Source organism: Bradyrhizobium sp. Gha (assembly GCF_900113735.1).
Taxonomy (GTDB): Bacteria; Pseudomonadota; Alphaproteobacteria; order Rhizobiales; family Xanthobacteraceae; genus Bradyrhizobium.
Map to the genome: position 1 here is coordinate 45,266 of NZ_FOQM01000050.1, position 6,788 is coordinate 52,053.

At 65.1% G+C, this 6,788-nt stretch carries 7 protein-coding genes; 5 read left to right on the plus strand and 2 right to left on the minus strand.

Annotated features, from left to right (window positions below; genetic code table 11):
* Positions 1-132: 132 nt before the first annotated feature.
* Positions 133-1,683: a winged helix-turn-helix domain-containing tetratricopeptide repeat protein gene (locus BM222_RS35875; RefSeq protein ID WP_092239308.1), complete on the plus strand. Its 1,551-nt coding sequence runs from the start codon at positions 133-135 to the stop codon at positions 1,681-1,683.
* 21 nt (positions 1,684-1,704) lie between these two features.
* Here BM222_RS35875 and BM222_RS42535 read toward each other — a convergent pair whose 3' ends face one another.
* Positions 1,705-1,947: a hypothetical protein gene (locus BM222_RS42535; protein WP_092239310.1), complete on the minus strand. Its 243-nt coding sequence runs from the start codon at positions 1,945-1,947 to the stop codon at positions 1,705-1,707.
* Entirely contained in the window at positions 1,948-2,238 is a 291-nt protein-coding gene (locus tag BM222_RS35885) for a hypothetical protein (protein WP_092239321.1), read from the minus strand.
* Between the two features lie 217 nt (positions 2,239-2,455).
* On the opposite strand from BM222_RS35885, the gene BM222_RS35890 reads away from it, so the two are divergent.
* From BM222_RS35890 to BM222_RS35905, 4 genes are all read left to right on the plus strand, one after another.
* Entirely contained in the window at positions 2,456-2,776 is a 321-nt protein-coding gene (locus tag BM222_RS35890; protein WP_092239323.1) for a hypothetical protein, read from the plus strand.
* 222 nt (positions 2,777-2,998) lie between these two features.
* Entirely contained in the window at positions 2,999-3,721 is a 723-nt protein-coding gene (locus tag BM222_RS35895) for an outer membrane protein (RefSeq protein ID WP_092239312.1), read from the plus strand.
* 164 nt (positions 3,722-3,885) lie between these two features.
* Complete coding sequence (locus BM222_RS35900) at positions 3,886-6,027, plus strand: methyl-accepting chemotaxis protein (protein WP_092239314.1); 2,142 nt, start codon at positions 3,886-3,888, stop codon at positions 6,025-6,027.
* 283 nt (positions 6,028-6,310) lie between these two features.
* Positions 6,311-6,788, plus strand: a 478-nt coding sequence (locus tag BM222_RS35905) for an MBL fold metallo-hydrolase (protein ID WP_143106158.1), incomplete at its 3' end; no start/stop codon positions are given.

Genomic DNA, 6,788 nt, shown 5'->3' on the forward strand with positions numbered 1-6,788 from the left:
GAAAGCTCCGTTGTGCCGAGGCATCGGCACTGTTTGGTCTCTGCACCATGCCGGACCGGACGGGCGCAGACTTTCGCGGACGGTTGATTTTCGCCTGAGACGACTTTGATTTTTGCTTGAGGCGACAGAAACGTGCGATTTCTCTTTGAAAACAACGTGCTCGACGGTGACCTGCGCGAGCTGACCTGCGCCGGGACGGCCGTGCCGCTGCAGCCGCAGGTTTTCGATCTCTTGCTCTACCTCGTCGCGGAACGCGCCCGCGTCGTCAGCAAGGATGATCTGATCAGCCAGATCTGGAGCGACCGCATCGTTTCGGATTCGGCGCTGAACAGCCGGATCAATGCTGCGCGTAAGGCGCTTGGCGACGACGGCGCCACGCAGCGGCTGATCAAGACGATCCCGCGCAAGGGCTTTCGTTTCGTCGGCGAAGTCCGGGTAGAGGTGGCAGCAAAGCCCGCGCCGACCACGGCCGCACCCGCCGCGGCGCGCGTCGCGACGGACCGCCCGGGCATCGCCGTGCTCGCCTTCGAGAACATGAGCGGCGATCCCGACCAGGACTACTTCGGCGATGGCATCAGCGAGGACATCCTCACCGCGCTGTCGAAGCAACGGTGGTTCCTGGTGATCGCCCGCAACTCGTCCTTCACCTACAAGGGCCGCGCGGTCCACATCAAGCAGATCGCCGAAGAGCTCGGCGTTCGCTACATCGTCGAGGGCAGCGTGCGCAAGGTGGACAACCGCGTCCGCATCACCGCGCAACTCAACGACGCCACAAACGGCGTCCATCTCTGGGCCGAACGCTACGACCGCGAGCTGGTCGACGTCTTCGCCGTTCAGGACGACATCACCGAGCGGATCGTCGCGGCGATCGAGCCGCAGATCCATGCAGCGGAGAATTTTCGCGCGCACCGGAAGCCGCCTTCGAGCCTGGACGCCTGGGACTTGCTGATGCGGGCGCTGTCGCACTACTGGCGGGTGACGCCGCAGGACCACGCCGTGGCGCAAAAGCTGCTGGAGCGGGCGATCGCGATCGATCCTGACTACGGGCAAGCACTGGCGGTGCTGGCGGCAAGTCACATGTTCGGCGTGCACCTGGGCTGGGCGGAACTCACCACGACAGCACCGATTGCGGAGAACGCGGCGTTAGCAGCGATGCGCTGCGACCACGAGGATGCCTGGGCCCATGCCGCACTCGGCAGCGTTTGCTTCTCGACGCGCCGGCATGCCGATGCGCTGTCCGAGTTCGAACAGGCGCTGGCACTCAATCCAAACTTTTCGCTGGCGCAGGGCTATTATGCGCTGGCGCTGTCGTATGCCGGACGCCCCAACGAGTCGTTCGAGGCGGCGCAGAAAGCGATCAGGCTCTCACCACGCGATCCGTCGCTCGCGATCTACTACGGCATCGCCGGCTATGCGCGCTTCACCGAGCGGCGTTATGACGAGGCCATCGCGCTCGCGCGCGAGGCGATCCGCCATCGTGGCGATCTCACGGGTGCCTATCGCGTGCTCGCCGTCTCAGCCGGCATGACCGGCGACAGCGCGCTTGCGGACATGGCTCTGCAACAGCTCCGCCGTACCCAACCCAAGATTTCGCTGCATTGGATCGCGACGCAGCTGCCATGGGCCAATGACGCGGATCGCGAACATTATCTGGAAGGATTTCGGCGCGCGGGATTGCAGTAGAAGCGCCCGTTCCTGACGGGGCTACTTGCTCTTCACCGGGATCGACTTCGCCGGCGGCTCCTGTTCCCATTCCTTGCCGGCGCGAGGACCGTTGAGATCGCCGGTGAGACCGATGAGCTGGCTGGGCGCGGCGTCGAGCGTATGCTGCCAGGTCTGGCGACTGCGCAGCCGCTCGGCGAAGCGGGTTTGGCGCCCGAGGCCGCTCTTGCATTGTCGATTGACGCCAGCGGTGCGGTTCGCACCGAACGCTGGCGCGCCTGGCAATCACCTGAGGGGCGGATTGGTGTTGCTCCAGGTCGGGACTGCGTTGGTGACGCCGACCGACGGCCAATTATACGTTCCGATCGAGGGCGCCGTGACGGTTCCAATCGACGGTCCGGACGACCCATAGGTTCTTGGCTGCGTCGCGGTCACGGCGGAGCTTCCGTAGGTCGGGACCATCACGTCCGTGCTGTAATGCAGGCTCGACCGATGCTTCTTCGCTTCAGCCGCGAAAGGCGCCACCACCAACCCGGCCGCGACGAGCGCGGCTAGGGCGATTCTCATCGTTGTCATGACCATTCCCCTCGTTCGCTGCGGGCCCGTAAGTGATGTGTTCATTCGCGGGAGAATTCCCATAGCTCGCCGTTCATAATTCCGTGCGCGCGCAGGTGCCGGAACACTGTGATACGGCACGATCGGCCCCGACACACTATGACGAACGTGTCGCCTTCGGATCGACCCGAATCAGCGTTAGTGCATGACGTTCAGAGCCTTCCTGGACGCGAACGGCATGACCGGCCCCGAACTGAAGCAACTCCGCGACGACCTCTCCGACGCGCTCGGGCGCAAGCTCACCGCGGCCGACATGGCGAAGCTGTGTGCACTGCCGGAGAACGGCGGCGCCGACACGATCCGGCGCTGGGAGGTGCGCGGCCCGACGCCGGCCGCGACCAAGGTGCTGCGCGTGCTCGCAATGGCGAGCGATCGCTATCCGATCCTGGAGAAGTTCGACGTCTTCGATCGCCACGACATACGCGAGGAAGACCGGCCCGCGAAGCGTGCGGCGTTCCGTGCGCAGATGCGCGAGGAGGTGCGGCGGCGTCTTGGTTAACGGGACACGCGCGCAAGTTACCGCAGTCAGCGCGCATTAAACCTTCCTTCACCACTTCTTAAGCCGCCATTAAGCACGAAAATCATTTATGCCCCAATAAGTTAAGTTGGGCGCTCTGATGCCACGCATGTGACAGCATTTTCGTCAAAAGCGAGCTATCTGCAAAACCAAAGCGGCGCGGGCTGCGCGCCTGCCGGGGACCTTAGTGTTGGAGTTAGGACGATGAAGAAGATTCTGTTTGCGACGGTTGCGCTGCTCGCGGTGGGCGCGGCTGTGCCGGCGTTCGGTGCCGATCTCGGCGCCCGCCCCTATTACAACAAGGCGCCGGCCTACGCCGCGCCGATCTACAACTGGACCGGTTTCTACATCGGCGGCCACATCGGCGGCGCGTTCTCCAGCGACAGCAATTTCAACGGTCTCTCCACCGGCAACAACGGCAACGGCCGTTTCCTCGGGGGTTTGCAGGCCGGTGCGGACTGGCAGCTCAATCCGAACTTCGTGGTCGGCGCCGAAGCCCAGTATTCCTGGCTCTCCGGCAATGTCGGCGCGGTGTTCCCGGGCGGCGTGGCCTACACCAACGACCAGCGCGGCCTCGGCTCGATCACCGGCCGCGTCGGCTACACCTGGGGCCCGGGCCTGCTCTACGTGAAGGGCGGCTACGCCTATTCCGACAACAACGAGAAGGTGACGGTCGGCGGCGTGCCGGCAGCCTTCGTGATCGACGGCAATCACAGCAGCGGCTACACCATCGGCGGCGGCCTCGAATACATGTTTGCCCCGAACTGGTCGGCCAAGGCGGAGTACCAGTATTACAATTTCGGCGATGCGCACTTCACCGGGGGTCCGCTGGTCGGCACCGGCAACTTCACCACCGACGACCACACCTTCAAGGCCGGCCTCAACTACCGCTTCAACTGGGCGAGCCCGGTCGTTGCGCGCTACTGATCGCGCCTGAAAACACTCGTCACGATCAAGGGCCGGCGGGATGCCGGCCCTTTGTTTTTTCGCCCTGCGGAACTGCCAAACATTTGGGCAACTTGCGATTTTTTAACCCGGGCCAAGGATACTCGGCAGCGAAAAGACAAAGATTACGGTGTGGGGGAATTTCGATGGCGATCCGTCTGAGCGTTGGCCGTTTCAAACCTCGTTTCAAAATGCCGAAATGGGGCCTGCGCGGCAGCCTGTTCGCGGCCTTCGCCGTGATCGCGGGCATGGCCCTCGTGATCGCAGCCGGCGCCGGCTTCGTGTTCAAGCATCTCGGCTCGACCATGATGGATTTGAGCGGCCGCGACATCCCGCGCCTCTCCGCCAGCCTTCAGCTCGCCTCGCAGAGCGCGACGCTCGCCGCACAGGGCCCCGGCCTGCTCGCCTCGCCCACCGATGATGCGCTGAACGAGCGCACCAAGAACATGAAGGAAATCCAGCAGCTCGCGATGGCCAAGCTCGGCGAGATCATCGAGCTCGGCGCCGACCAGCAGACCGCGAACGCGCTGCGCGATACCACCAAGAGCATCGATGAGGCCACGCAGAGCCTGGTGTCGGCGGCCCGCGAGCGGCTCGACACCGGCGCGCTGCACGACAAGCAGTATGAAGCGCTCCGGAAGGTCCAGCGTTCCTTTGTCGGCGCCGCCGGCCCGGCCATGCTCGATGCACAGACGCGCCTCAATGCGATCCTCGGCGCGGCGGAGGTGTCGGCCGACGATGCCACCGAAGCCGCCCGCACGGTCGCCCAGATCTCGACCATCTCCGCCAACGGCAATCTGATGGCCGCCGACATGATGGCGGCGCTCTCCGCCAACAGCAGCGACACGCTTGACGCGATCGAGAAGGAATTCAAGACGACCCGCGACCGCGTCAAGTCCAACCTCGAGGACCTCCCGAACTTCCCCTCGATGCAAGCCGTGCGCGATGCGGTCGAGAAGCTGTTCGTCTTCGGTGAAGGCAAGACCGGCGTGTTCAAGATCCGCCAGAAGGAGCTCGACGCGATCGACTATGGCCAGACCATCCTGGACGAGACGCGCAAGCTCAATGTCGGGCTCGGAATCAGCGTGCAGGCGCTCGTCGACGGCGTGCAGAAGGAGACCAACGCGTCGACCTTCCAGGCGCGCCAGGAGATCTCGCTCGCCACGACCGCAATGCTGGCACTCGGCGCGCTCACCCTGATCGGCTCGGCGCTGTTCGTCTGGCTCTATGTCGGCCGCAACATCCTGCGCCGCATCAGCGAGCTTCAGCGCGCCATGCAGCTGCTCTCGGCCGGCGACCTCGACACCGAGATCGTCCGCTCCCGCCAGAACGACGAGATCGGCGCCATGAAGGAAACCCTGACGGTGTTCCGCGACAGCATGATCGAGGCCCGCGCGCTCGCGAGCGAGCAGGACAAGGATCGCGCCGTCAAGGCCGAGCGCGCCGCGCAAATGGAAGCCAAGATCGCCGAGTTCGAGGGCACGGTGCGCACCGCGCTCGACAACCTCGCCCAATCGGCCAATTCGATGCAGTCGACGGCGCAGAGCATGTCGACCACCGCCGACCAGTCCAACGCCCTGGTCAACGCGGTTGCGTCCGCCGCGGAAGAGACCTCGGTCAACGTGCAGACCGTATCTTCCGGCACCGAACAGCTCTCGTCCTCGATCGAGGAGATCAGCAAGCAGGTCGTCACTTCGGCCGCGATCGCCAAGAAGGCGGTCGACGAAGCCGGCGCCACCGACGCCACGGTGCAAAGCCTCGCCGACAGCGCGAGCCGCATCAGCGTGGTGGTCGACCTGATCCAGACCATCGCCTCGCAGACCAACCTGCTCGCACTCAACGCCACCATCGAGGCGGCGCGCGCGGGCGAGGCCGGCCGCGGCTTTGCGGTGGTTGCCTCCGAGGTGAAGAGCCTCGCGAGCCAGACCGCGAAGGCGACCGAGGAGATCCGCACCCAGATCGCCAGCATGCAGCAGGTCACGACCTCGGCCGTCGGCGCCATCCAGGGCATCGGCCGGATCATCGGCGAGATCAACGACGTCACCACGACCATCGCCGCCGCGGTCGAGGAACAGGGCGCAGCGACCCGCGAGATCGCCCGCAACATCCAGCACGCGGCCGGCGGAACCAGCGAGGTCTCCAGCAACATCGTCGGCGTCTCCACCGCTTCGGCCGAAGCGGGTGCCGCGGCCACGGAGGTGCTGAGTGCATCGGATGCACTCCGCCGCGAAGCCGACTTGCTGCGCGGAGAGATCCACGCGTTCCTCAACAACATGCGGGCGGCCTAAGCCACACGGGGACTCCTGTCCCTCTCCCGCTGGCGGGGGAGGGCTGGGGTGGGGGTGCTTCCGCATTGGGAGTGTTTGAAGCACATCGAGATTATCCCGAGTGGAGAGAGCCCCCACCCGGCGCTTCGCGCCGACCTCCCCCGCAAGCGGGAGAGGTGACCGAGGTTGGGGCGCGCGCGTCCCACATCACGGAAAAAACCATCGCGGTATGACCGCCATGCGGCGACCGGCTGGCCTTCTTTTTCGGCTGGCGCCCTGCCCGCGCCGGGTTTAAGCCGGTGGCATGAACCCAAAAACCGACACCGTGCACTCCTCCGCCGAGGCGCTGCGCTACCCGTGGGACCAGCATCCCGGCCCGGAAGAGGTCGTGGAGGTCAGGCCCGGCGTGTTGTGGGCGCGGCTGAAGCTGCCGTTCCGCCTCAACCACGTGAACATCTACCTGCTCGCCGACGGCGACGGCTATGCGATGGTCGATGCCGGCTTCGGCAACGAGGAGACGATCGAAGCCTGGACCAAGCTGTTCGAAGGTCCGCTGAAGGGCGTCAACATCACGCGCCTGATCGTCACCCATTCGCATCCCGATCACGTCGGCCTCGCCGGCTGGATCGTCGAGCGATTCAACTGTCCGCTGGTGATGTCGCAGGTCGAATATCTGCAATCGGTCTATCACCAGAACCGCGGCACCGAGGAGCGGCGCGAGGCGCAGCGGCTGTTCTTCCGCCGCCACGGCATGGATGAGTCCCTCACCGAGAAGCTGCTCG